This window comes from Marinobacter sp. Arc7-DN-1 (assembly GCF_003441595.1).
Lineage (GTDB): Bacteria > Pseudomonadota > Gammaproteobacteria > Pseudomonadales > Oleiphilaceae > Marinobacter > Marinobacter metalliresistant.
Genome location: NZ_CP031848.1, coordinates 3,037,121 through 3,059,900, shown reverse-complemented (window position 1 = coordinate 3,059,900; position 22,780 = coordinate 3,037,121). Strand labels below are relative to the sequence as shown.

The following is a 22,780-nucleotide window of genomic DNA, read 5'->3' as shown; positions in this document are numbered from 1 at the left end:
TTGCCCACTCTTTCATTCTAACCGTGCGGCCGATGAACGGTTATCGAAATTCGGCAAACCTCAGTCGGGACGAAAGGAGTATGAAACAGTGTCCCGTCTGGCTATTCATTCTGCTGTTAAGCCGAGGCCTCAGAAGTATCGGGCAACCCGAAAATCATTCAGGTGGTGCCCATGATGTTTGCCAACGAACGTGGTGCCGAGATGTAGAATTCGGAGCTGTAGAGGAAATTTCCAGATGATGAGGAAAACCTGACTCGGATGACCCAGTCAGAGATTTGCACTGTTACAGCCAATATCAATAGCCTTAACGTGTATTTCCCGGCCCCATAAGATCCGACAGCTGTTTGCGAAGCGAATCCATATTGTCTTCCCCGCTCTGCTTCAGTTCATCCAGTTTTTTCCGGCCATCGGAGATTTTCTCCTCCACAGAACGCAAGGCATCGGATGCGCTCTGCTGGATGTCCGCACTGGCCTTCTCATTCTGGGCCTCGGCTTCTTTTGCCTTGGCCTTGGCTTTCAGGGAATCCGCTTCCTTCTCCCACGCACCCAGCTGGTCTTCGGCTTTTCTGATCAATTCGTCCTTAAGGGACATAGATCGCCTCCTTTGAAGATGGGATGAGTATTCAGTCAGCCATGTTTAAGAACGAACAAAAGGAACGCAACCCACTACAAGGCCAAGTGGTAATCGGGGTTATCCGGAAGGAGACGCTCGGTAACCTCCAGCTTCAACGAATACAGAGAGACGCCCGCGCGCGGGGGTACTGATCGCCCCCACACAGTTCGTCAACTCAGCAACAACGCCGATGCCAGTGCTGACCGGCCACCCTGCAAGATCAGAACTCTGCCTGAATCCTGGTAAAGGCGAGGCGCTTGTCACGATCCTCGCCAGCGGCCTGGTTGAAAGCACCGTCGCCAGCCCTTCGCCCCGCAGCACCCCGCCAATACCCGCTGACACTGTCCTCCAAGGCAGCTGCGGCCAGCCCGAAGTCCAGCGCCAGAACCTTGTTGAAATGGTAGGTGGCCATCATCAACAGGTCGGTGCCCACGGAGCCGCTGCGCCCGGCCGCGTCGGTGTTTCCGAACCAGCCCGCCGCTACGTAGCCATCCAGATCCGGCATGATCGGAAAGCTGTAACGGGCCTGCACGGTGGTCATCCCATAGCCATTGTTGGAGATGTTGACTGCGTCACCGTCGATGCCGGTATCGGTCGGGCCCTGCACTGTCAACACCCCGGTGTAACCCCAATAGCCATAGGTCCCCGGCAGGGCCATGGTCGGAAGGAATCCACTGCCATCACCCTCCCCGCTGGCGTAGGTTACCATCACTCCCAACCGGCCAATCCCCAGCGGTCCACTCAGCGCCGTCTTCAGTGCCACGCCACTGCCGTCTTCGGTTGTGCCCAGAAGTTCCTTGTCGGTACTCGATGCCAGCACGAAAGCATCCAACTGCCAGTGATGCAATGGGTAGCTCAGGGCCAGCCCGTAGTTGGCATGGTTGTAGTTGCCGCCAGGCGAGCCCGTGAAGTCATCGGGCATCCGCAACAGCACGCCGGACAGAGTGAGCTCGGCAGCGCCGGCGGTGAAGCTGAAGTCGGCCTGATAGTGGTTGGCGTCATCGTCTCTGAGCGTCTCTGAGCCCTCACTGAGACTGCCGGCGACCAGGCGCAGACTGCCATTGGTCAGCGGGATGTCGGCGGCCGCCGCCAGGGGATTGTAATCCCAGTCGCCGGAGAACAGGGCGTCACCGAACCGGTCACTGAGCGGTATAATGCCCGCGCGCAGCACCGTATCGCTGTCGGCACGGTAGCGCATCACGCCATGGCGGACCCGAACCTCACCGGTCCCGGGATTGTCCTGATCACTCAGCGTACCACGGCCGGTAGTGCCGATATTGCCCGTGGTGTGTCCCAGTTCGAGCTGCAGATGCGTGTCAAACTGCTCGCTGAGCCGCAGGTCAATATTCTGGCGGATACGTAACCGGTTCGCCGCCTGATTGTTATCTTCAGTCGGAAGGTCGTTGTCGGCGCTGTAGGAGTTGATACGATACTGGCCGCCAAAGCTGGCCTCCGGACCGCGCTCCGCCCGCAGCTCATCGATCTGCCGCTGCAGCGACTCGAAGGACTCCTCGGCGGCAACCGGCGCGTTCATTAGCGGCACCGCCACGGCGGCCGCCAGTAATGCGCTACCTGGTCCACGCCTCATTGCTAATCTCAGCTGCTCACTCATCCCTACTTCTCCTGTTTTTGTTAGATTGACCCTTGGCTCGGGGCAAAAACCGATCCAACTTGATGCGGTTCGTGCCGGACCAGGTGTAATTGTCCTCGCGTCAGACAAAAAAGAGGAGCCTCATAGAAGGGAGTGGTATGACAGGTCATTTGGGAGGGGCCATGAGTGGGACTCTCTCAATTTATAGGGGTACCACCTCGTTACCATCAGGTGACTTGCCTACCCTACCGTCACCCCGAGAGGTTACCTTTCGGTAACCATGGATTTGTGATGGTCAAGCCCCAGCTCATCGGGTTTCCGCTACGGCCTGATCGTGCAGATCGGCCGCCTGAGCCACGGCCTGCTCCAGCACCAGGCCACTCTCGACACCGTCCATGATCATCCGTTGCAGGATCGCTCCCAGCATGGTGATGTTGTCGCCCATATGCTCGTTGATTTCCTGCAACGCAGGCGCATCCAGGAAGGCTATCTCATCAAGTGTGGCCACAAAGCCTGAAAACTCACGACCGGTTGCCTGCCAGTAACAGAGGTCATAGATCAGGTTGAAACTTTGTTGCACAACATGCGCCTCGTCGCTGGGCAGGTTTGCGGCAACCTCCTCGAACAGATCCTGGCGAAATGCCTTTAGATCGTATTCCAGCTCCCCCCTGACCACATCTTCCGGTGTAAACTCCCACTGCATGTTACCTACCTCCTCAGCCAAATATGGCGCCAAAATTTTCTTCGTCATCGCGGCAGACCGGGCAGCCCTCACCCTCCAGCCCGATGAAGAAACGACCACAACTTTCACAGCGGCAGCGCCCGAGTTCATGCAAGGGAGAATCTGGCTCAACAGGTCCGGGATACCAACGAGGTTCGATCTGCAAAGCCTGGGCGCCACAAGCCTCAATACAGACGCCGCAACCCACACAACGGGCGGCATCAAAGCGCAGCACCCAGCGATTCTCTGTCTCGTCGATTTTCAGCGCGCCGGTGGGGCAGACCCTCGCACACGCCTCACAGCCGGTACAACGACCGGCAATCGGAGTCACCACCGCAACTCCGAACAGTGCCGGTAACGGCGAGGCGGCATCGATCCCGCCGAGCTGCTCCAGCACAGTCTCAGCCAGTTTACGTCGGGCCGGCACGAAATGAGGCGCAGCCCTTATTGCCTGTTGGGGTACCACCTCCAGACTATCCTCGGCACGAAAATTCTCCACGGCACGATTGCTGAAACGGCGAAAGAACTGTCGCCGATCCGCGCGATAGCCTGAACCACCAACACTTTCGCTTAACACCGGCAGGGTCGACTGGGTGGACGCGGACTCGGCCAGTGCCTGCATACCCTCCAGCAGTATCCGCAGCACCTCAGCACCCTGTGGTGCATAGGCACACTCGGCGCAGTGGCCCGCACCGCGTAGTGTTACGGCGATTTTGCGTAGGGACAGACTGGCCAGCAACGCCGGTTCAATATCGCCGAGACAGGGGATAAGCAAATCGCCTTTCTCGCCCGACGGTTTGCAGGCCACGGAGAGCCGTTTTTCGGCAGGCTTTGCCAGGGCAGCAGTCGGAAAGGTGGGCTGACGAAAGGCGCCCACGGGACAGGCTGCCACACACAGACCGCAACTACTGCAGCGTGTGGCATCCAGCTCCACCCCCTCCTCGCCAAGTGTCAACGCCTCCGACGGGCAGTTGTCGGCACAATCGCTACACTGGCTATAGCGAAAGCGATAACGCACACAGCGTGAATTGCGCAGTTCGGGCAGATCATCCACCATTGGCAGCGGCATAAGGCTTCAGCGTTCCTTATCGGAAAAGGTTTGTAGAAGCGGCCACAGCATTACTCCCGGCCGGCAGCACCATCTGCCGCGCCTTACCGTAACGGGCCCAGAAGCGCAGATCCTCTGCATCAGCCGAACCTGTATCCAGCCAGAAATGCTCACCGGCGCACTCCGCCATCTCGGCGCAGGCAGACAGGTCGTCATCCTCCGGCTCCACCACCGAGACCAGCACCTTGCCACAACCGGCCCTGATCATCTTCCCCGCCCACCAGCAGGCGTCAACATCGCTGAGCGTGCCGTCGGCCAGGCGGATCATCCAGCGCGGTATGGGATTGGTAATGGCAAGCGTACTGAAGTCGGCATTGCTGACGGTGTCGAAGCCCCAACTGGCCACTGCGCGGCGCACCGGCAGCCAGAGACCGATCCGTTCGCCGCCGTGGCGGGCAATCGCCTCGCGCATCAGTGTATTGTCTCTCAGCGCCGCCTCGCCCAACAGGACTTCCTGCGCCCCGGCGCCAAGCAGCATATCGACTCGACTGAGGTCACCCGTGACGGAAACCACGGAGCAACCCTCCAGCCGCTCCTCTGCTGAAATGGCCGCCTCGTGAAGGAAGCAGGGGCCCTGGGTGGTGACACCAACGTCACGCCAGCATGAAAAGCGGTAATCGTTCATTGCACTACCCTCCCGGCGAAGCGCAGTGCCCGTACTCCAGAGATGACCGGCGGGATGGGCAGGCCGGAGCCGGCGGCTGGAAGGCCGTGACGAAGCTCCGCTAAGGCGTCGATGATCGGCGCCAACTCAACGCCGGCATAGGATAGAGGGAATCGCGACAAAGTACTAAGACCGTCCTCGACAAAGATGGCAGCGCTTTCGCCGTTCTGCTCCCCGGCAAAGTGGAACGCCAGGGCCGCAAAGGCGATTCCTTGAAGAAAGCGGGCAAAGGGATCGGTATCCCCTTGTGGCGACTCCTGCACAGTGCGCGACCAGCGTTCGTTGATCCAGTCGTGGGCGCCACGGAAGTCGCCTGACTGCCAAATCGCGGCCAACTCATCCCACAGCAACAGACTCATCTGGCCGCTCCCCCACACCACATCGGCTCGGTCACAGCCTTGGGTTTGGGAGCACGCAGCCTACCTCCATCCTCATCGACCACAGCCAGTCTCATAATATCCAGTTCGGCAGTGACAAAGGCGTCGAGCAGTCGCGCCATCTCGCGGTAGAAGCTGTGTTCAGCGGCCTCTTCCACCAATTGGGCATAGCCCCGGCACCAGCGCCCCAGGTGCATCATCCAGAAGCGCCTGACGGTCGCCTCCAGACGCCGTTGCTCCTGCTCATCAGCAGCCACCAACGCCTCGGCCTGACGCTCGAGCAGCGCCGCGACGAACTGCATCTGTGCCGCAAGATGGTCATCGAAGATGGCAAAACGCCCGGACTGTACGCTGAATCCCTCGGCAGCATAGGCATAGCGCACCTCATTTGACGCGCTCTGGCGGTACCCGCCCTGCAGCCGCACCGATTCTACCGGTGGGAAGCCACCAGGGGCGACAAAGAGCATGGTGTACTCCGCGGCCAGCTCCTCAATCAGCGCCTCTTCATTGGCAGCACGGAAATCGTCGCCGAAACTCACCCCGACCTCCGCCAGAGCCTCTAAGCACGCCTGGCTGCGCAGTTGGCGCACAAAGGCGGCCTGCGGTTCCTCGGCGAAGACGCCCGCCAGCAGGCGATACCAGTGGGCACGGCTGCTCAGAGTCTCGACATTCCCCACCTGATTACTTGCGTCCTGACTAATTGCCACCAGAATAATACTTGAATCGTTCATATCCACCCCCTCTTAAAGCAAGGCTGCGCATGGAGCGGAGCCTTGCTTACACCGGTTCGGCCTCAGTGGCTACCGGACGGCTTCTTCGGCTTGACGCTCTCCGGGCCGGCCCAGGAGGCCATCTCCGGGTGCATCTTGCGGTGCTCATCGCCCACATAGGTATAGCTCATGGTCTTTTTGTACCACTCAAAGTGCTTGTCCCAGGAGGATTCCATATCGCCATACTTGTCCCTCGCCTTGGCCCTGGTCACCCTCACCACGGTGTCATAGTAGCCGGCGGAGCCGCCGATGGGATCGGCTACCGGGGGAATGATGAGGTTGGGGTGCACACCCTTATCTTCCCACCAGACGTTGTTCAGATCCGGATCCTCCTGTGCGCCGAACTGCCCACCTTTCTCCTTGAGCTTGAGCTGTGCCAGACGACCATAGCCCCAGTGGCCGCAGCCGGTGGAGATAGCGATGACGTTGGGGTGCTGCCCCTCGGTGACATAGGCCTTGGTAACCAGGTAGCCCACCGGGCTCTCCACCCGAATCAGGTCGCCGGTCCTGATGCCTATCCGCTTCGCCGTTTCGGTATTGATCGGTGCCCAGTTGCGGTGGACGATCTCCGCCAGCCACTTGACCGAAGCGGTACGTGACTGTACGTGAACATTGTACTTATAGGTGGTGAGAATCATCTCGTCATCCTTGAGATTTTCATGCCACGGGATGCGTTTGAAGGCGGGCATCGGGTTGAAGCCGTACTCCGCCCACTCATCGACACGGACATTGATCAGCCGGCTGCCGCTGGGGAAGCCGACATGGTTCTTGCCATGGCGCTGCACGCCGATTGCCTTGCCGTTTTTGTGGATGATTCCCTGCTCATCGACCGTCGCTCCCAACATATCTGAGGCCGGGAGTTCCTTGCGATGAAGGCCGTACTCGGCACGGATCTCACGACCGGTCTTGTCGCTGATCTTACCGGTGGCGGGGTTGAGCTTGCCGTAGATGGGCCAGACGCCGTGCTTCTTCAGCCAGTCCAGACCGCCGGCCTCTTTCAGCCCGGGAACGTTCTCGAACTGCTGGCGCATGTAGTCCTCGGAGTCCTTGAAGTTCCAGTACTGCTTCATCCCGCGGGAGCCGTCCGGATCGAGGCGGTGGATGATCTCCTGCATGTAGACGCGATGCTCCCTGCCCTCACCCAGCGGTTCGATCACCGGCTGGCGGATCCCCAGCCACGGCCACAGAGAGTTAGGCATTGACTCGGGCTCCCAGCGTTCCAGGTAGGGCAGCTCTGGCAGAATGATGTCCGCCGTCTGTGCCTCTTCGCCCATGAACGGAGTTAGCACCACACGAAAGGGGATCAACTCCTCGTTGCGGAACAGTTCGCCCCACACCGCCTCGGAGCCCGGATTGCTGTAGACCGGGTTGTCCATATAGTTGATATAGACACTAATCTTCTGCCTTCCCTCGGCGATCCAGAACGGCACCAGGTGGCTCACCTTGTGCGAGGCGAGCGGAAACTCAGGCGGCGACGCCAGCACCGAGACCTTCTTTGGTGCTGGCGGCTGCGGCTGCGGCTGGTCATAACTCATGCCCCGGGGCAGACAGTAGCCGCCTTGCTTCTCAACGTTGCCGGTCATGATGGAGAGCATCATGCAGGATCTCTCGTTGTAGGAGCCGTAGAGGTGCTTGGCAGGGCCCCGGTATGTATAGGTGGTGGCTGGCTTGATAGTGGCGAACTCGCGCGCAATGCGCTCGATGGTATCGGCTGGCACGCCGGAGATTTCCTCGGCCCACTGCGGAGTGAACTGAGTGTAATGCGCCTTGAGCTCCTCCACCGTGACGTTGGTCCAGTCTGTGATGAACTCCGAATCCTGCAGATCCTCGCGCAGGATTACATGGCCGATGGCCAGCGCCACCGCACCGTCGGTGCCCGGATAGACCGGGATCCATTCGTCGGAGAAGCCGGCGGTATTGGAGAGACGCACATCGAAGGAGACAATCCTGGCGTTGCTGTCGACCCGTCCCTCGGTAATGCGCTGTGAGTAAGGGTTATGGAAGTAGGCGGCCTCCAGGATGTTGGATCCGAAATTGAGGATATATTTGCTGTTGGCAAAGTCCGGAGTCTCGATATCGGGCCCCCAGGTCGGCTCCATACCCACTTTCTTGGATGATTCGCACACCGAGGTATGGTTGAGGATGGTGTCCGAACCAAGTGTATGCATGAATCGGGTCAGCACCCCGCCGGTGCGGTTGCGGCCCCATTTAAGCATGATTTCGTTGGGGTCGCCGTTCTTCAGCACATCGTCGATACGGGCGGTCACCTCGGTCAGCGCCTCGTCCCAACTGATGCGTTTCCACTTGCCCTCGCCGCGCTTGCCGACACGCTTGAGCGGATACATGATCCGGTCCGGGTCGTAGCTGTGCCACATTCCGGCGTTGCCCTTGGCGCAGAGACGACCGCGGGTGGAAACATGATTGGGGTTACCCTCCAGCTTGACCACGCGACCATCCTCGACGAACGCCAGAGCACCGTCCTGGATGTTGCAGACGTGGCAGTTGGTGGGGATCGCCGTGCGCTCCTTCAGCGTATTGGGGTTATAGTCCCGCCCACCGAGCTCATTTTCCATCGCCCTGAGTATCGACGGCGCCGCCAATGCCGCTGCCGTGGTGCCGGCGCTGGCCTTCACGAAATTTCTGCGCGTCATTTCCAACATGGTATTCACTCCCCCGCATTTACCACGGTTTTCAATAATAGGTATGAACAATTTGCGGCCCGATCAGAATGGCGTAGCGCAGCGCCATGACACCGATCAGCAACAGGGTACCGGCGGCCATCACGCTCGCCGGCTGCCGCCCAACCGGTGCCAGCAGCAGTGCAATCGGCGCAGCCAGCCCGACCACCATCCCCAGCCCGATGAAGATCATCCCCATGGCGCCGGAGGTCAGGAACATGAAGGTAAACTCCTCAGCCGAGCCGCCGTAGGCGGTCGTACCGAGCAGGGGGATAAGCATCACTGCGGTGGCGCCGCCGGACCAGAGCATGAAGTAGCGCAGCGTCACCATCAGCTTGTCGTTACCCCGGGCCAGAAACGAAGCGAGCGCAGCACCAGAGAGCAGGGAGAGCGCGACGAACAGCACCGGCATCAGCGGTGTGTTCCACACCGGCCGGTGTTGATGGACGGTCAGGTCGAAGCCGGTGTAGATCGGCAGACCCAGCGCCAGCAGCGCACCGATAACTGCTGCCTTCTTCGCCAGACCGTCATTGCCGTTGTTCATGAAGAAAAAGTAGGCAACGGAGACGATACCGAAGCTCATCAGGTTAAGACTCCCCCAGGCCAACGGCGACCTGAATTGCAGGTAGGCCGGATTCAGCATGTTGAGAAAGCGCAACGGCTGCGACAAGTCGCTGATCAGCAGCAATCCACCAACAACCAGCAGTGCGAATGAGAGGTAGAGCCCCGACTTTCGCAATGACTGGAACTCCTCGCGAAACCAGGACAGCGCCGAGAAGAAAAAGAGCGCCGCGGAGATCCCGATGACGAAGAAGTACCAGGCGTACGCACCTGGCCAGGCGATGGTATGAAAAACGTTATAGTCAAGCATCGTTCATCTCCCTAAACTTCGTTTTTCCGGTTGAATATGACGCGTTCCTCGTCCTGCTCAGGAACAGGATCATAGATGTTTCGGCCATACTCGGTCAGATTGCGGTCGGCGCCGATGTAGAAAACCTGCGGCTTGGTTCCCTGCTCGGGTCGCAGCGTCTGGCTGCCGTGGCGGGCTACCAGCTGCGAGACCTCGCTGTTCGGGTCGTTCATGTCGCCGAACACACGGGCACGGCCAACGCAGGTCTGCACGCAGGCTGGAACGAGCCCCTGAACGACGCGGTGATAACAAAAGGTACACTTGTCAACCACTTGGGTGATGCTGGTACGGGTGCGGTGCTCCGGCAACATGAAACGAGCGTTGTAGGGGCACGACGCCATGCATGCCTTGCAACCAATGCAGCGATCATAGTTCTGCAACACGAAGCCACCGTCCTCTACCTTGAAAGTGGCCTCCACCGGGCAGGCACGCACACAGGGGGGATCGTCGCAATGGTTGCACAGACGCGGCAGAAACTGCTTCTTGACTGTCGGGTACTTGCCCACGACGCGATAAGGAACCCAGGTGCGGAAAACCCCAATGGGTACATCAAACTCGGCCTTACAGGCGACCATGCAGGCATCGCAACCGATACAGCGCCGTAAGTCGATGACCATCCCAAAGCGCCGCACCCCCGCCTTGCCACGGGTCTCATGCTCCGATATTCTCAGCTCCTCACTCATCCCCACCCCTCCTGTTCTTGTCATATCCGTCTGATGGTCTCCAGCAAAAACCGATCCAACTCAACGCAGCACAGGTATAGAGCCTGATACATCACCGCCCTCGCAATCGGGTAGAGAGAACTAGGCCAGGGAGGAGCTTAGTACGATGGGGAGTACAACGGATTGTTCGAGAAGGGGGCTGCGTACAGGGTTTATTCTGACTGACGTTACCTGCTGCCACGTCGTTACCATCAGGTAACCTGTCTGCTCTCCATCGCCTGGAGGGGTTACTGTCTGGTAACGGTCGGGCATGTCACCTGGCGGCGGGTGACCGCGCGGCTGATGTCGATCACCGACGCTTGACGCTTGAGTGTCAAGTATTTGCTGTAATCTGGATGTCTGATATATTTCTTATCAGTGCTACTCCCCATCACTGGCCGATTGATGCCCATGCCAAGCCGTCGCCAACTGCTTGTATACCTTGTCTCCTTGTCACTGGCGCCATGGCGGGCTTTGGGCACGGTGGAGCGCGCACCGGTGCGCATTGGAATCACCCCAGTATTCCAGACCGAACGTACCTCGACTATCCGCGCCTGGCGTGATTATCTCGAACGGCGCCTCGAACGACCGGTAAGCTTCGAACAGAGCAACACCTACCGCGACATCATCAATAACCTGCTTGCCCGCCGACTCGATTTTGCCTGGATCTGCGGCCTGCCCTACGTCAGCAACCGGTCCCGCCTGGCTCTGACCGCTGCGCCCCTTTATCAGGGCGCTCCACTCTACCGCTCCTATCTCATCGTACCGGCCCGGGACACAACAACGGAAAGGCTCGCTGATCTGCGCGATAAGGTCTTCGCCTATGCCGACCCCGATTCCAACTCCGGTTTCCTCGTCCCCCACTTTCAGCTGATACAACAGGGCCTCGATCCGGACACATTTTTCCGCAAGACGTTCTTCACCAGTGGCCACAGCAATGCCATCAAGGCGGTCGGCGTGGGTCTGGCCGATGGTGCCCATGTTGACGGCTATATCTGGGAGACCATGCAGCGCTTCAACCCGGAGATAACTGACTTGACACGGGTGGTCACCCAGTCAAAACCGTTTGCATTCCCGCCGATAGTGGCCGGGCCCAAGGCCAGTCCAGAACTCAACACAAGGATGCGCGATGTGCTGCTGGCCATGGGCAGCGATCCGGATGCGGTACAGCTGCTTGACCACCTGAACCTGGACGGTTTCACCCGCATCACTCCCGCTGCCTATAAAGACATCGCCGAAATGGCGCAGCTCATTGAAGAGCGTCAGCATGTTCAGTGATCTGAGTTTCCGCTACAAAATCCCCCTGCGGGGAACCGTGCTGATCCTGATCACCTCCTTCGCAATTACCGCGGCCCTGATCTTTCGCGCCTATGACGATCTGAAACAGGACCTCATCGCCAACGCCGAGGGGCTCGCGAAGGTCATGGCATACACCCTGGTGCCAGCTATACTCAAGAACGATATCTGGCGTGCCTTCGAAATCGTCCAAACGCCGTTCAATGCCGTGACAACGGAGAACTCATCCCTTCAGGCGAAGGACATCCTGATCATCAATAATCAATATCAGATCTACGTCGCCTCCAACCCGGAACAATTCCAGATGCAGTTTCCCATCTCATCGGCCGGACCCGAATTCGCTCAATTTGAAACACACTTGCGCCAGAACCTCGCTGCCAACACTGAGGTGCTGGATCTGCCACTGACCGAAAACCTGTATGTCATCACACCTATCATCTCCGACAAAGTCCGCCTCGGTACGCTGGTGATCAGCTACCCCCGCGAGAGTTTTACCCCCCGATTTGCCCAGCTTGCCAAACGTGCTGCCTTCGCCACACTACTGGTCCTTGCCGCCCTGTTACCGCTGAGCTGGTATTGGGGAGCACGACTGGCCAAGCCGCTGGTCAAACTGGCCGACTGCCTTGGGCGTGTAGGTCGTGAAGCGCCCGAGAATCTGCGCTACGAACTACGTGAATCAAAGGATGAGATCGGTCAGGTCAGCGCCCGCTTCAAGTCGATGCTCCACGAACTGCAACTCAAACAGGAGCTGGAAAAACAGGTCATCGCCACTGAACGTCTTGCCGCTATCGGACAGCTGACTGCCTCCATCGCCCACGAGATCAACAACCCTCTGGGCGGTATGCTCAACACCATCAGTACCCAGAAGCGCTACGGCAAAAATGACGCCATGACCGACAAAACCCTGGCGATGCTGGAACGGGGACTGCTGCAGATCAAGGACACCGTCTCCGCCCTGCTGGTGGAGACACGCCAAAGCAGCCGCGATTTTGGCCCTGAGGATATGAGTGACATCCGCACCCTCATTAGCCCCGACATTCAGCGCCAACAGGCGGGTCTGGTGTGGGATGTGCGCATGGCAACTGTTCCCCTCCCCGCCTCGCTGATCCGACAGGTACTGATCAACCTGCTGCTCAATGCGGCCAAGGCCGTGCCACCCCATGGCCAGGTTCTCTGCCGTGCCACTCATGCCGGTGCCGATGAACTGGAGCTGCAAATCTGCAACAGCGGCCCCCCCATCCCGGACAAACAGATGAAACACCTGTTCGAGCCCTTCGTCCACTACCGGTCTGGCGGTAACGGCCTCGGGCTTTGGGTCTGCTATCAGATTGTCAGTCAACTCGGTGGCACCATCGAGACTCACAGCAGCGATGGTGAAACCTGTTTCACCGCAACCATTCCCATACCATCATGACCACGCCACCAAAGCTCTGCCTTGTCGAAGACGATCCGATTATGGGTGAATCACTCCGCTACCGATTTGAGCTGGAGGGCTACCGTTGCGACTGGTTCAAGAGCGCACTGGCCGCGCAGGCGCACATTGGAATTTCTGACTATGCCGCCATAGTGAGCGATATTCGCCTGCCTGACATGGGCGGCAATGAACTGTACCAGCAACTGCTCGACGAAGGGCGTACGCTCCCTCCGGCCATATTCATCACCGGCTTTGGCAGTATCGGCGACGCCGTCGAGTTGTTGAAAAAGGGGGCAGCCGACTATATTACCAAACCCTTCGATCTTGATGTGCTGATGGAGAAGCTGCACCTCATCTGTCGTGACAGCTCACCACAACGCGAGACACTGCCTCCCACGCTGGGTATATCCGCCACGATGCGCAGACTGGAACAGACCCTGTGCCGGGTCTCCGGTCATAATGCCACCGCCCTGATTACCGGGGAGTCGGGGGTCGGCAAGGAGTATGCCGCGCGCTTTCTGCACCACTGCGCCTTTGGCGACAGCCGGCAACACCCCTTCATTGCCGTCAACTGCGGTGCCATTCCCGAAGGGCTGATGGAAGCCGAGCTGTTCGGATCGGAAAAGGGCGCTTTCACCGGTGCTGTGCGAACCCGCCACGGGGTATTCGAGCAGGCTAACGGTGGCACCCTCTTTCTTGACGAAATCGGAGACATGCCGACAAACATGCAAGTTCGGCTGTTACGTGTCATTCAGGAACGGCAGGTGGTTCGCGTCGGTGGCGAAACCCCCATCCCTCTGGACCTTCGCATAATCTGCGCCACCCATCGTGATATCAAACAGATGGTGACCGAAGGCGCGTTCCGCGAAGACCTCTACTACCGCGTCAACGTGGTACATGTCCATATCCCGCCACTGCGTGAGCGGCGCGAGGATATCCTCTGGTTCACCCACCAGTTCCTCAGCGAGATCGACCCGGAGAACGAACACTACCTGCTGCCCTCTGCTGAACAGCAACTGCTGCAACACGACTGGCCAGGCAACTTACGGGAACTCCACCATAGCATCGAACGGGCCACCATCCTCACCCCTGAGCCGGCCATCGGCGCCAGCGCCTTCAGCATGAACGGTGAGCAAACAGAGGACAACCCGGATATGAGCGGCGATCTACACAATCGCCTCATGAACTATGAATATCAGATCATTAGCGAGACACTGCACCGCCACGAATTCCATATCAATGAAACCGCAAGCGAGCTGGGGATCAGTCGCAAGAACCTGTGGGAAAAGATGAAGAAACTGGGGATCAGTAAGCAGGACTGAGGCGGTCGCGACCAGCTGGCCAATGAGTTACAGCACATGGCCGAGGGGCAGAGGACGTCCGCTTCCAGGCCACCCCGTGCTCAGGCGTAGAGCGACTCGATCAGGTCCATGTATTTTTCGTAGATTTTGCTCCGGCGCACCTTCATGGTCGCAGTCACTTCATCATCATCATGGTCGAGCTCCTTGGCAAGCAGGTGGAAACGCTTGATCTGCGCCACCTGGGGCAGCTGTTCATTGCCCTTGTTCACCTCGGCCTGAATCAGTTCGTTCACCCGCTCCTGCTCGGCCAGGCTGCGGAAGGTGGTGTAGGCAATCCGCTCCTGCTCGGCCCACTTGGCAACCGTGTCGAAATCAATCTGGATCAGGGCGGAGACATACTTCCGGGCCTCGCCAATCACAATGCATTCCTTGATATAAGGGCTGGCTTTGATGGTATTTTCGATCCCGGTCGGGGAAAGGTTCTTACCCCCTGCGGTGATGATAATGTCTTTCAGGCGATCAACAATTTTGAGCTGGCCGTCCCGCCATTCGCCCACATCACCGGTGTGTAGCCAGCCATCTTTCAGGGTTGAGGCGGTGGTCTCGTCGTTCTTGTAGTAGCCCTTGAACATGCTGCCGCCGCGCATAATGATCTCGTTGTGCTCGCCGAGTTTGACCTCTACGCCGGTAATAGCGACACCCACGGTTCCGAGATGCACATCGTCCACGGGCTGGGCGGTGGCAACGCCGGTGCTTTCCGTCTGGCCATAGACTTCCACCAGGGGAATACCAATGGTCCGGAAGAACTCAAGAATACCGGTGGAAATGGGGGCGGCTCCGGTCATTGCGATGGTGCACCGGCGCAGGCCAATGAAATTCTGCAATGCACGAAACACCAGCCAGTAACTGAGGCCGAAGAGGCACTTTTCCCTCAGGCTCCACTGGCCACGGGACTTGGTCGCCATCGGCGAACAAGCCCGGACAGCCCGGTTAAACAGCGCCTGCCGGAACCGGCCGGTTTCCTGGATCTTGATGTAAATGGACGAATGCAGCTTCTCCCATATTCTGGGCACCCCCAGGAAAAAGGTCGGCGCAATTTCTCGCAAATCCTCCTGGATTGTCCGCAGACTCTCGCCAAAGCTGACCGTGCTGCCCACGTAAACCGGTGCAATGTTGGTAACCGCCTGCTCCGCCACATGGCATAGCGGGAGGTAGGAAAGACTGGAGCCGTGCTCGTCTGCCTGCAGCAGCTCAATGAGGCCGGGCGCTGCCGCATGGAGATTGCCCCAGGTAATCATCGCTCCCTTGGGCCGACCGGTAGAGCCGGAGGTGTAGACCATCAGGGCGGTGTCGTCCATCTGCTGGCCATCCAGCAGTTCATCCACCAGCCCGGGGTGCTCTTTTTCAAACTCCCGGCCTCTGGCTTCGATATCCTCGAACGCCGCCGGGGGCTCCGGATAGTAACGAAGGCCCTTCCTATCAATGGCGATGGTGTACTTCAGCGTTGGCAGTTGGGGCCAGGCTTCAAGCACCTTGTCGGTCTGTTCCTGGTCCTCACACACCACAATTTCCGCATCACTGTGCGCGAGAACGTAGGCCACCTCGTTCCACGGGCTGGTGGGATAAACGCCAACGCAGATCCCCCGAACCATGCCGATGCCCATCTGGGCGATCACCCACTCCACCCGGTTTTCCGAGATAATAGCCACATGGCCGCCCTCTTCAAGGCCGAGGGCACGGAGCCCCAGCCCGAAATGCCGGGCACGCTGGTAGTAATCCTGCCAGGAACAGGCCTGCCAGATGCCAAACTCTTTCTGGCGCAGGGCCAGCGCGTCGGGCCGGTCTTTGGCGTGGGCCCGCAGCATTTGAGTCAGGGTAAGATCGGGTATGGAAGGTGTTGTCATGAAAGCCACCGTTTACGGCGTTTGTAGTGCTTGATGTCACGGTAACTGCGGACCTCGCCTTCCCTGCCGCCGACCCCGAGGTAAAACTCCCGGACATCCTCGTTGGCGGTGAGTTTATCCGCCGGGCCATCGATCACGATCTTGCCGTTCTCCATGATGTAACCGTAAGAGGCAATCGCCAGAGAAACGGCGGCATTCTGCTCCACCAGCAGAATGGCGGTGCCCTGCTCCCGGTTGATCCGCGCCACGATGGTGAAAATTTCCTCCACCAGCAACGGCGCCAGGCCCAGTGACGGCTCATCCAGCATGATCAGCTTCGGCTGGGCAATCAGTGCCCGGCCAAGGGCCAGCATCTGCTGCTCACCGCCGGACAGATACCCCGCCAGCTGTTTGCGGCGCTCCTTCAGGCGCGGAAAGTAGTTATAGACCAGCTCGTAGCTGTCGCTCAGGGAGGGCTTGTTGCCACTGAGCGCGTAGGTGGCGGCAACCAGGTTCTCTTCCACCGTCAGATCCTCAAACACGCGGCGGCCTTCCATCACATGGAACAACCCGTTACGCACCAGCTTCTCCGGTGGCGTGCCTTTTACATCCTTGCCCTGGAATCGGACTTCCCCGGCGGTTACCTCACCGTCTTCCAGGGTCAACAGGCCGGAAACGCTTTTCAATGTGGTGGATTTGCCGGCCCCGTTGGAGCCAAGGAGCGCCACAATGGCGCCCTCCGGCACCCGCAGTGACAGGCCCCGAAGGACCTGTACCGACTTGTTGTAAACCACCTCGATGTTATCGATTTCCAGTAAGGCTTCCATACAGCCCCTCAGTCGAGGTGAATCCAGTCCGATACCGGCTCGTAACGGCCTTTCCCGGCATTCACACGCCAGATACGCCCAACCGGGAACGACATATCCTTCACCGTGACCGGAATGCCGATGATACCACCGGTGTCCCAGTCCTCGATGGACGCCAGGGAGGCGGCCATATTGTCAGCCGTCAGCTCCTTGCCAGCATCGAGGGTACGCTTGACCACTTCGGTCCACACCATGGCGTTGAACCAGGCCTGCATATAGCCGGTCGGGCGGTAGCCGGCCTTCGGGTCGCTCTTCTCGGCCTGCGCCCTCAGCGCATCCAGCATCGGCCCGCTTTCCTCACTGTCGTAGTAGTTGTAGGGCATCACGCCCATGTAGCCATCGGCATCCGCACCCATCTTGTCGATGATCAGCTTGTCCGAGGACCAGAAGGTGCCCATGAACTGGGTGTCCAGCCCCATCTGGCGCATCTGAACCATGAACTCATTGATCGGAGACAGCACGTAGCCGTGGAACACCACGAAGTCGGGGCGAACGCGACGCAGCTTCAGGACTTCTGCCGATACGTCCACGCTACCGGGCTTGGTAACAATGTCCTCAACCACTTCAATACCCAACTCGGCGGCCCGGGCCTTGCCGTTTTTGATTGGGTCCTTGCCAAACTCGGTATCGCTGTAAACGAAGGCCACCGTCGGCGTGTCGCCGTCCTTACCCTGGTTTGCAATGTACTCCAGGATGATGCCGAACATCTGGCTGTAGCTGGGGCCAGGGATGAACTGGTAGGGGTATTGCTCGTTATCGGTCAGTGCAGTAGCAAAGGACGCACCGCTCATCAGTGTGGTGCCCTGGCTGTTCAGCTCCGAGGCGATGGTCTTCATAAAGCCGGTGCTGTCACCGTAATAGGTGGCCGGCGAGCTGCTGCCGGAAATCTTCTTGAAAGCGGCCACTGAACGATCCACCTCGTAGGCGGTGTCTTCCATCACATACTTTACCGGATGGCCATTGATGCCGCCCTGGCTGTTAATCCAGGCCGTGTAGTCGGTCAGACCGGCGTGGATATGGATGCCGGCAAAGGCAAACACACCGGACAGTGGTATGGAGCCACCGAACACGATGGGTTCCTTGTCCTGGGCCATGGCCGGGGCGGCTATCGTTATTGCAGCAACCAGACTGCCAAGCCCGGCAAGCCGGCGACCTTTTTTGAGGATGTTTCTGAACATGTTTCTTCTCCTTGCTGCTTCTTGTTGTTGGTGTTGCACGGTTTCTCGGTGAAAAGCCCGTTGAAAGGCTCGTTGAAACACGATTAATTCCGGAACGGCCACAAGCGGAAAAAACGGCGGATGCGATGCCATATTTCCGCGAGGCCATGGGGTTCAAAAATCAGGAAGCCCACGATCAGGGCGCCAAAAATAATCTCCAGCATTGGCGACATGAACACAGGTGCGTTGGGGTAAAAGGGCGTCAGGGCTGCGGTCAGCAGTTTCAGCGCTTCCGGGACCAAAGTCATAAAGGCCGCACCGAGTATGCCTCCGAGCAAATTGCCCATGCCGCCCACGATGACCGCAGCCAGATAGAAAATCGACATCGACAGCGGAAAGCTCTCCGGCGTCACCACCCGGAAGAAATACGCGAAAAGGCCGCCGGCCACTCCGGCATAGAAGGAGCTTAGCGCGAATGACATCAGCTTGTAGCGAAGCAGGTTAATACCAAGAATCTCGGCGGAAATATCCCGATCCCGGATGGCGATAAACGCCCGGCCAATCCGGGTCCGGAACACATTGCGGGCGGCAAACACCATCAGAACCGCCAGCGGCACGATGATGAAGTACATCATGAAATCGCTCTGGAAGGTCCACCCGAACAGGTGAGCCGGTTCCAGGCTCAGGCCGCCCATGCCGCCGGTGACCGATTCCCACTCGGCAAAGATGAAATGCAGGAACACACCGGCGGCCAGGGTGGCGATCGCCAGGTAAAGTCCCTTGACCCGAAGCGAGGGCAGGCCCACCAGAATCCCCGCCGCGGCAGCCATAAGCCCTGCCAGCACCAGGGTTACCGGGAACGGCAGGCCGGTATTGAGGGACAGCCAGGCCACGGTGTAGGCCCCCACGCCCATGAAACCGGCCTGCCCGAGGGAAATCAGGCCGGTAAAACCGGTCAGGATGTTCAGGCCGGTGGTGCTGATCACGGCAATGCCGACAAGGCAACCAAGGTACAGCAGATACGAATCAACCATGAACGGGAACAGCAGCAGAATCAGCAGGAACAGCCCGAACCACAGTTTCTGGGTCTGGCTGGTCCAGATTGCCTCATCGGCCTCGTAACTCTGTTTTGCGTCACCGATGCGCATCTTACACTCGCTCTATTTCGTGGGTGCCAAAAAGGCCATAGGGGCGGATCACCAGAATCACCGCCAGCACCAGAAACGTCGCCGGCATCCGGTACTCACCACCCAGATAGGCGCCGGCCACCGTTTCCAGCCAGCCAATAAACACGCCGGCCACCAGGGCACCCAGAATGCTGTCCAGGCCGCCAACAATCACCACCACCAGCACACTCAGCCCAATGATCCCGAACTGGGGGCTGAGGCCGCCGGTCGCTGCCACCAGCACACCGGCCAGTGACGCGGCAAGAGAACCGAACACCCAGGCCATGTTGAAAACGCGACGCACGTTGATGCCCATGGAATAGGCCGCGGCCTGATCCGAGGCGGTCGCCCTCAACGCGACACCACCCCGGGAGAACCGGAAATAGAGCAGGTAAATAATCAACAGGGTGGCACCGATCAGGAAACCGTAGGCAATTTTAGGCGCGAGATAGAGCGGGCCGATAAACACCGGCTCCCGGGGCAGGAAGCTGGGCAGCAGCTGCGGATTAGCGGTCCAGATGAACTCCACCAGGCCCACCAGGATACTGGCGATACCGATAGTCACCATCACCACCGAGATCGGGGATTCACCCAGCATTGGCCGAATCATGGTTTTTTCAATCACCCCGCCCAGGATGCTGCCGCCGATTACCGCCATCGGCAGCGCGATCCAGGCCGAGAGCTCCATACCACCGGCAAACGCCAGGAACAGGTAGGCTGCAAACATCATAATTTCGCCGATGGCGAAATTAATCACCCGGGTCGCCTTGTAGATGATCACAAAGCCCAGGGCTATCAGGGCATAGAGCCCGCCCATGGCCAGGCCTGCCAGGCTGATTTCGCCGAAGAACAGCCAATCCATCAGGCAGCCTCCCCTTCCGGATTGAGCTTCCTGCGCAGGCTGTCGATGTCACTGTTGCCCAGGTAGGCCCTGATCACCTCGGGGTTTTTCTGAACATCCGCCGGTAAGCCCTCGGTAATGACCTGGCCAAAGTTGAGCACCGCAATGTGGTCGGAAATATCCATGACCATGCCCATGTCGTGCTCCACCATCAGCACGGTGATGCCCCACTCTTCCCGGATATCCAGGATAAAGCGGGCCATGTCCTCTTTTTCTTCCCGGTTCATACCAGCCACCGGCTCATCCAGCATCAGCACTTTCGGCTGCATGGCCAGGGCCCGGGCCAGTTCCACCCGTTTTTGCAATCCATAGGAAAGACTCGCCACCGGCTGACGGCGGATATGGTCGATTTCCAGGAAATCGATAATCCGCTCTTCAACATCCCTTCGGACCGCCATTTCCTCCCGACGGGCGGGGCCGAAATAGGCCAGTGCGCTGAGCAGGCCGCTCTTCATGTGTACGTGGGCGCCAAGCTTGATGTTGTCGAGTACCGTCATACCCCGGAACAGGGCAATATTCTGGAAGGTCCGGGCCAGACCCAGTGAGGCTCTCTGAGGCGGTTTAATACCGCTTGAAAGCACCTGGCCCTCGTAACTGACCGTACCCTGCTGGGGTTTGTAGAACCCGGAAATGCAGTTGAACAGGGACGTCTTACCGGCACCGTTCGGGCCGATAATGGTCGTGATGGTGTTTTCGGGCACACGGAAACTGACATCCTGCAGGGCCTTGACACCACCAAACGACAGAGACAGGTTTCTGATATCGAGGATGCTCACGTTACCTCCCGGCACCCCTGGCGCAGGGTGCACAGATACGCGAACACGCTCTGCCCATACCCATTCCACGCCCGAAGATGATTGTAATTTTTGTTATTTCTTGTCGCCGGGGTTAACCCCGGTCCAGATTTAAAGTAGTCCAATCAGGCAACATTAAGCAAACCGCTCTATCCTGTTACCTGAGAAATAACAGAAATGAATACGCAGGGCTCAGGCCCTCAGACCTGCAAAAAGAGACCGGGTACTTATCGATGACAGACAGTCTGGTAAACACGGCAGTCGACGCCAAAACCGGCGTAGCAACACTGACCTTCAACCGGCCAGAAGCCCTGAACGCGATCAATGTACCCCTGGCAGAAGCCTTGCTCGCCGGTGTCCGGGAGCTGAAAGCGCAGCCAGGCTTACGCTGCGTGGTGCTGACAGGGGCGGGACGCGCCTTTATGGCAGGCGGTGACGTAGCCAGTATGGCCGGCACACCTGAGCAGGCCGGCGATGCAATCGGCGCCATCCTGGATGCCGTCAATCCGGCCATCCTGCTGTTACGCAGCATGGATGCCCCGGTAATCGCAGCGGTGAAGGGCGTAGCCGCCGGAGCGGGGCTCAGCCTGGCATTGATGGCGGATCTGGTTGTAGCCCGGGAGGATGCAAAATTCCTGGTGGCTTACAACGGCATTGGCGCCGTCCCCGACTGTGGCGGCAGTTGGTTCCTGGCGCACAGGATCGGCGCAGGCCGGGCGGCGGAATTGATGCTGCTGGGGCGAACCCTCAGCGCAGCGGAAGCGAAAGCCTGGGGCATGATCACCGAGTTCGCCCCTGAGCAAGAGTATGAAAACCTGCTGGCCGGGATCATCGAAAAAGTCGCCAACGGGCCGACCCGGGCGTTTGGCGCTTTCCGCCAGCTTACCGACCGGGCCAACGGCAACCAGTTGGCGGCGCATCTGGAGGCCGAACGGGCGGCGTTCCTTGACATGACCCGGACTGAGGATTTTGCGGAGGGTGTGTCGGCGTTTATTGCCAAGCGGCGCGCACAATTCCGGGGTTACTGATCAGACCGGATCACGCTGTTTTTGCGTTCAACACTGGAAGGATCGTAACCTGCACACTTCGATTTTTCTTTGGCCCCGAGTCTGAACCAACTGCGAGTCGTCATGAATCCAACCATCGAACTCTTGAAATCCCACCGTTCCATCCGCAAGTTTACCGACCGGAAAATTTCCCGGGAGCTGCTGGAAGAGCTGATTCGTGCCGGCCAGTGCGCCGCCACCTCCAACCATGTGCAAGCGTATTCGGTTATTCATGTGATCAGCCCGGATAACCGCCGGAAAATAGCCGAGTTGGCTGGCGGCCAGAGCTACATCGCCGACTGCTCGGATTTTCTGGTGTTCTGCGCTGATATGAGGCGCTCAACCGATGCGGCAGGCCGGGCCGGGGCTGAGGTTATCCGGGGCATGACCGAACAGTTGCTGGTCGCCACCATAGACGCCAGCCTGATGGCACAGAATGTCGCCATAGCCGCGGAATCTGAGGGGCTCGGCCTGTGTTACATCGGCGGCATACGTAACAATCCTGCGGAAATCAGCGAGACTCTCAGGCTTCCGGAACATGTCTATCCGGTATTCGGCATGTGCCTGGGCTACCCGGATCAGAATCCCGAGGTGAAACCCCGGCTGCCAGTGGAGGCAATTCTCAGGGAAGATGTTTACACCGATGCCAGGGACGAGGAACTGGTAGCAGGGTTCGACCGCACCATGAACGATTACTATCAGGAGCGTACCGGAGGCAACAAGGACACTACATGGTCCGAACAGCTCAAGCCACTGTTCACCTCAAAATTACGGCCGCACATGCGCGAATTCCTGCGCAAATGCGGCTTTGAAATGAAATAGC

General features: G+C 58.9%; 21 protein-coding genes. 5 read left to right on the top strand and 16 right to left on the bottom strand.

The window, feature by feature from the left end; genetic code table 11:
• Positions 1–304: 304 nt before the first annotated feature.
• From D0851_RS14375 to dsrO, 10 genes are all read right to left on the bottom strand, one after another.
• The gene (locus D0851_RS14375) at positions 305–592 is read right to left on the bottom strand and encodes a hypothetical protein (protein WP_117619265.1); all 288 of its coding nucleotides are present in this window, start codon (positions 590–592) and stop codon (positions 305–307) included.
• A gap of 241 nt (positions 593–833) precedes the next feature.
• Positions 834–2,225 (bottom strand): hypothetical protein, encoded by a 1,392-nt coding sequence (locus D0851_RS14370; protein ID WP_162893744.1) that lies wholly within the window; start codon positions 2,223–2,225, stop codon positions 834–836.
• A 286-nt stretch (positions 2,226–2,511) separates the two neighbouring features.
• Positions 2,512–2,907, bottom strand: coding sequence for a hypothetical protein (locus tag D0851_RS14365; protein ID WP_117619263.1), 396 nt, complete (start codon positions 2,905–2,907; stop codon positions 2,512–2,514).
• A 13-nt stretch (positions 2,908–2,920) separates the two neighbouring features.
• Positions 2,921–3,994 carry a 4Fe-4S dicluster domain-containing protein gene (locus D0851_RS14360; protein ID WP_117619262.1) on the bottom strand — a complete coding sequence of 358 codons (1,074 nt, stop codon included), beginning with the start codon at positions 3,992–3,994 and terminating at the stop codon, positions 2,921–2,923.
• Positions 3,995–4,010: 16 nt separating this feature from the next.
• Positions 4,011–4,658 (bottom strand): hypothetical protein, encoded by a 648-nt coding sequence (locus D0851_RS14355; protein ID WP_117619261.1) that lies wholly within the window; start codon positions 4,656–4,658, stop codon positions 4,011–4,013.
• Positions 4,655–5,056: a DUF309 domain-containing protein gene (locus tag D0851_RS14350; RefSeq protein WP_117619260.1), complete on the bottom strand. Its 402-nt coding sequence runs from the start codon at positions 5,054–5,056 to the stop codon at positions 4,655–4,657. The genes D0851_RS14355 and D0851_RS14350 overlap by 4 nt, the downstream gene beginning before the upstream one ends.
• Complete coding sequence (locus tag D0851_RS14345) at positions 5,053–5,805, bottom strand: molecular chaperone (protein ID WP_117619259.1); 753 nt, start codon at positions 5,803–5,805, stop codon at positions 5,053–5,055. Before D0851_RS14345 ends, D0851_RS14350 begins: the two co-directional genes overlap by 4 nt.
• A 62-nt stretch (positions 5,806–5,867) precedes the next feature.
• Complete coding sequence (locus tag D0851_RS14340) at positions 5,868–8,504, bottom strand: molybdopterin-dependent oxidoreductase (protein ID WP_117619258.1); 2,637 nt, start codon at positions 8,502–8,504, stop codon at positions 5,868–5,870.
• A 31-nt stretch (positions 8,505–8,535) separates the two neighbouring features.
• The gene (gene nrfD / locus D0851_RS14335) at positions 8,536–9,393 is read right to left on the bottom strand and encodes an NrfD/PsrC family molybdoenzyme membrane anchor subunit (protein WP_117619257.1); all 858 of its coding nucleotides are present in this window, start codon (positions 9,391–9,393) and stop codon (positions 8,536–8,538) included.
• An 11-nt stretch (positions 9,394–9,404) separates the two neighbouring features.
• Positions 9,405–10,139, bottom strand: coding sequence for a sulfate reduction electron transfer complex DsrMKJOP subunit DsrO (gene dsrO, locus D0851_RS14330; RefSeq protein WP_205422210.1), 735 nt, complete (start codon positions 10,137–10,139; stop codon positions 9,405–9,407).
• 405 nt (positions 10,140–10,544) lie between these two features.
• Between dsrO and phnD the strand changes: the two genes are divergently transcribed.
• The 3 genes from phnD to D0851_RS14315 are packed head-to-tail and all read left to right on the top strand — an operon-like array spanning position 10,545 to position 14,165.
• On the top strand, positions 10,545–11,411 hold the full coding sequence (gene phnD, locus D0851_RS14325) for a phosphate/phosphite/phosphonate ABC transporter substrate-binding protein (protein WP_162893743.1): 867 nt from the start codon (positions 10,545–10,547) through the stop codon (positions 11,409–11,411).
• On the top strand, positions 11,401–12,843 hold the full coding sequence (locus tag D0851_RS14320) for a sensor histidine kinase (protein WP_117619254.1): 1,443 nt from the start codon (positions 11,401–11,403) through the stop codon (positions 12,841–12,843). The genes phnD and D0851_RS14320 overlap by 11 nt, the downstream gene beginning before the upstream one ends.
• Positions 12,840–14,165 (top strand): sigma-54-dependent transcriptional regulator, encoded by a 1,326-nt coding sequence (locus D0851_RS14315; protein WP_117619253.1) that lies wholly within the window; start codon positions 12,840–12,842, stop codon positions 14,163–14,165. Before D0851_RS14320 ends, D0851_RS14315 begins: the two co-directional genes overlap by 4 nt.
• Positions 14,166–14,245: 80 nt before the next feature.
• Here D0851_RS14315 and D0851_RS14310 read toward each other — a convergent pair whose 3' ends face one another.
• The 6 genes from D0851_RS14310 to D0851_RS14285 all read right to left on the bottom strand — a co-directional run bounded on the left by D0851_RS14310 (position 14,246) and on the right by D0851_RS14285 (position 20,893).
• The gene (locus D0851_RS14310; RefSeq protein WP_117619252.1) at positions 14,246–16,048 is read right to left on the bottom strand and encodes an AMP-dependent synthetase/ligase; all 1,803 of its coding nucleotides are present in this window, start codon (positions 16,046–16,048) and stop codon (positions 14,246–14,248) included.
• Entirely contained in the window at positions 16,045–16,854 is an 810-nt protein-coding gene (locus D0851_RS14305) for an ABC transporter ATP-binding protein (RefSeq protein WP_117619251.1), read from the bottom strand. The genes D0851_RS14310 and D0851_RS14305 overlap by 4 nt, the downstream gene beginning before the upstream one ends.
• Before the next feature lie 8 nt (positions 16,855–16,862).
• Positions 16,863–18,071: an ABC transporter substrate-binding protein gene (locus D0851_RS14300; protein WP_117619250.1), complete on the bottom strand. Its 1,209-nt coding sequence runs from the start codon at positions 18,069–18,071 to the stop codon at positions 16,863–16,865.
• A gap of 83 nt (positions 18,072–18,154) precedes the next feature.
• Positions 18,155–19,198 (bottom strand): branched-chain amino acid ABC transporter permease, encoded by a 1,044-nt coding sequence (locus D0851_RS14295; protein WP_117619249.1) that lies wholly within the window; start codon positions 19,196–19,198, stop codon positions 18,155–18,157.
• A gap of 1 nt (position 19,199) precedes the next feature.
• Positions 19,200–20,078: a branched-chain amino acid ABC transporter permease gene (locus tag D0851_RS14290; protein WP_117619248.1), complete on the bottom strand. Its 879-nt coding sequence runs from the start codon at positions 20,076–20,078 to the stop codon at positions 19,200–19,202.
• Positions 20,078–20,893, bottom strand: coding sequence for an ABC transporter ATP-binding protein (locus tag D0851_RS14285; RefSeq protein WP_117619247.1), 816 nt, complete (start codon positions 20,891–20,893; stop codon positions 20,078–20,080). Before D0851_RS14285 ends, D0851_RS14290 begins: the two co-directional genes overlap by 1 nt.
• A 251-nt stretch (positions 20,894–21,144) precedes the next feature.
• Between D0851_RS14285 and D0851_RS14280 the strand changes: the two genes are divergently transcribed.
• Together D0851_RS14280 and nfsA are read left to right on the top strand one after the other, a co-directional pair.
• A complete protein-coding gene (locus tag D0851_RS14280) occupies positions 21,145–21,939 on the top strand; it encodes an enoyl-CoA hydratase-related protein (RefSeq protein WP_117619246.1) in 795 nt (264 codons plus the stop codon).
• Between the two features lie 102 nt (positions 21,940–22,041).
• Positions 22,042–22,779, top strand: coding sequence for an oxygen-insensitive NADPH nitroreductase (gene nfsA, locus D0851_RS14275; RefSeq protein WP_117619245.1), 738 nt, complete (start codon positions 22,042–22,044; stop codon positions 22,777–22,779).
• The last annotated feature ends 1 nt before the right edge of the window (position 22,780 follow it).

What these genes read in the sequence shown, in the direction of transcription:
- D0851_RS14365 (WP_117619263.1), bottom strand. Translation starts at nt 2,907, where the DNA reads ATGCAGTGGGAGTTTACACCGGAAGATGTGGTCAGGGGGGAGCTGGAA.
- D0851_RS14355 (WP_117619261.1), bottom strand. Translation starts at nt 4,658, where the DNA reads ATGAACGATTACCGCTTTTCATGCTGGCGTGACGTTGGTGTCACCACC.
- nrfD (WP_117619257.1), bottom strand. Translation starts at nt 9,393, where the DNA reads ATGCTTGACTATAACGTTTTTCATACCATCGCCTGGCCAGGTGCGTAC.
- D0851_RS14310 (WP_117619252.1), bottom strand. Translation starts at nt 16,048, where the DNA reads ATGACAACACCTTCCATACCCGATCTTACCCTGACTCAAATGCTGCGG.
- D0851_RS14320 (WP_117619254.1), top strand. Translation starts at nt 11,401, where the DNA reads ATGTTCAGTGATCTGAGTTTCCGCTACAAAATCCCCCTGCGGGGAACC.
- D0851_RS14290 (WP_117619248.1), bottom strand. Translation starts at nt 20,078, where the DNA reads ATGGATTGGCTGTTCTTCGGCGAAATCAGCCTGGCAGGCCTGGCCATG.
- D0851_RS14350 (WP_117619260.1), bottom strand. Translation starts at nt 5,056, where the DNA reads ATGAGTCTGTTGCTGTGGGATGAGTTGGCCGCGATTTGGCAGTCAGGC.
- D0851_RS14340 (WP_117619258.1), bottom strand. Translation starts at nt 8,504, where the DNA reads ATGTTGGAAATGACGCGCAGAAATTTCGTGAAGGCCAGCGCCGGCACC.
- D0851_RS14375 (WP_117619265.1), bottom strand. Translation starts at nt 592, where the DNA reads ATGTCCCTTAAGGACGAATTGATCAGAAAAGCCGAAGACCAGCTGGGT.
- dsrO (WP_205422210.1), bottom strand. Translation starts at nt 10,139, where the DNA reads ATGACAAGAACAGGAGGGGTGGGGATGAGTGAGGAGCTGAGAATATCG.
- D0851_RS14345 (WP_117619259.1), bottom strand. Translation starts at nt 5,805, where the DNA reads ATGAACGATTCAAGTATTATTCTGGTGGCAATTAGTCAGGACGCAAGT.
- phnD (WP_162893743.1), top strand. Translation starts at nt 10,545, where the DNA reads ATGCCAAGCCGTCGCCAACTGCTTGTATACCTTGTCTCCTTGTCACTG.
- D0851_RS14280 (WP_117619246.1), top strand. Translation starts at nt 21,145, where the DNA reads ATGACAGACAGTCTGGTAAACACGGCAGTCGACGCCAAAACCGGCGTA.
- D0851_RS14295 (WP_117619249.1), bottom strand. Translation starts at nt 19,198, where the DNA reads ATGCGCATCGGTGACGCAAAACAGAGTTACGAGGCCGATGAGGCAATC.
- D0851_RS14370 (WP_162893744.1), bottom strand. Translation starts at nt 2,225, where the DNA reads ATGAGTGAGCAGCTGAGATTAGCAATGAGGCGTGGACCAGGTAGCGCA.
- D0851_RS14300 (WP_117619250.1), bottom strand. Translation starts at nt 18,071, where the DNA reads ATGTTCAGAAACATCCTCAAAAAAGGTCGCCGGCTTGCCGGGCTTGGC.
- D0851_RS14315 (WP_117619253.1), top strand. Translation starts at nt 12,840, where the DNA reads ATGACCACGCCACCAAAGCTCTGCCTTGTCGAAGACGATCCGATTATG.
- D0851_RS14360 (WP_117619262.1), bottom strand. Translation starts at nt 3,994, where the DNA reads ATGCCGCTGCCAATGGTGGATGATCTGCCCGAACTGCGCAATTCACGC.
- D0851_RS14305 (WP_117619251.1), bottom strand. Translation starts at nt 16,854, where the DNA reads ATGGAAGCCTTACTGGAAATCGATAACATCGAGGTGGTTTACAACAAG.
- nfsA (WP_117619245.1), top strand. Translation starts at nt 22,042, where the DNA reads ATGAATCCAACCATCGAACTCTTGAAATCCCACCGTTCCATCCGCAAG.